Annotated in this window: 2 protein-coding genes and 1 tRNA gene; all 3 read right to left on the reverse strand. The window is 31.1% G+C overall.

Annotated features, from left to right (window positions below):
• Positions 1 to 136 precede the first annotated feature (136 nt).
• Positions 137 to 212 (reverse strand) — tRNA-Pro (locus tag PLW95_06450).
• Between the two features lies 1 nt (position 213).
• The gene (locus PLW95_06455; protein HOV22302.1) at positions 214 to 1,017 is read right to left on the reverse strand and encodes a dihydropteroate synthase; all 804 of its coding nucleotides are present in this window, start codon (positions 1,015 to 1,017) and stop codon (positions 214 to 216) included.
• A gap of 19 nt (positions 1,018 to 1,036) precedes the next feature.
• Positions 1,037 to 1,438 (reverse strand): TIM barrel protein (locus PLW95_06460; protein HOV22303.1); only part of this gene is annotated, 402 nt, incomplete at its 5' end.

Below are 1,438 nucleotides of genomic sequence, written 5' to 3' on the forward strand. Positions count from 1 at the left end.
GAAATTCCTCTTTAAATCCCCTCTAACTCCCGTTGTGCCTATTGAAATACATTACGGCACCAACTCTGCTTTGCTATCCTTTGCTTCTTTCGTCGGTTTGAACCCATGTTCAAATCCTCTCAATGAAGCGTGCAAGTCGGGGCGCCCGGATTTGAACCGGGGACCCCCAGAACCCCATTCTGGTGCCCTAAGCCAGACTGGGCCACGCCCCGATTAAAACCTGCCTTCTCTTATTCCCCTGATATAGTTCATACAAAATTCATCATTTCCTGTCAATAGATTTGTTGTATATAATCCCTCTTTTATATCAACAATTGTAGGGTCAATTATTACTGAATCAATCCCTTCATAAATACATAAAGAAAGAAAATATTTATTAACAATTTTTCTTTTGGGAAGTCCAAAAGAAACATTTGATAACCCGCAGGTTGTTTTTACTTCTGGGACTTCTTCTTTTATTTTCTTTACACACTTTAAGAAATTCATTGCATTTTTTATATCCACACTTATTGGTTCAACCAAACAATCTATAAAAATATTTTCCTTTTTCATTCCTATCTGGGAAAGTGCATCTATTAGATTTTTTGCAATTTCAATTTTTTTTTCAATAGTTTTTGGAATACCATTATCATCCATTGTTAAAACAATTATTTTACATTCAGGAAACCTTTTTATTATATCAAGTAATTTTTTCTTTTTATCTTTCTCACCATTTATTGAGTTAATTATTATATCATTATTTTCTACAAAAGCAAGTGCAAATTTTATTACATCCGGGTCTGAACTATCAATGCATATTTTAGAAATATTTTCTTCTTTTGTAATTTCAATCAACCATTTAATATCCTGTTTTTCTCTTTCTTGTCCTTTTCCTGTTCCTGCATTTAGGTCAATATAGGTAGCGCCATTCTCAATTTGTTTTCTTATTTCTCTTTTTATATAATTTTTATCTTTTTCTTCAATTGCTTTTTTTATATGTTCTCTTGTGCCATTTATTCTTTCCCCTATTATAATCATCTCTCTCCTATTTTGGTATTTATATTATTTTAATTATCCTATTACCATAAAGAAATTCTCCTTCTCCATCATTTTCAACTAATTTTTTCATATTTGAGACAACTTCACTCCATTTTAAATATTTTGGTAATTCTATTTCAATTGGTAATTGTCCTGAATAATTTGATTTTTTTAACTCTTTTATAAACCATTTCCAGTCAATTGTTCCTTGAATTGGTGGAAGATGTAGGTCTCTTTCTCCATCATTATCATGCAGGTGGAATGTAAAAATTTTATCTTTCAGGGCAATAAATTCTTCTTTAAATTTTCCTATAGTATGTGCATGCCCTGTATCAAAACAAACGCCAAGATATGGAGAATTAAATTCTTCAATTATTCTTATTATTTCTTCCCCTGTCCCTATCATTGTTTCAGGATATAG

This window comes from bacterium, assembly GCA_035370465.1.
Lineage (GTDB): Bacteria > Ratteibacteria > UBA8468 > B48-G9 > JAFGKM01 > JAGGVW01.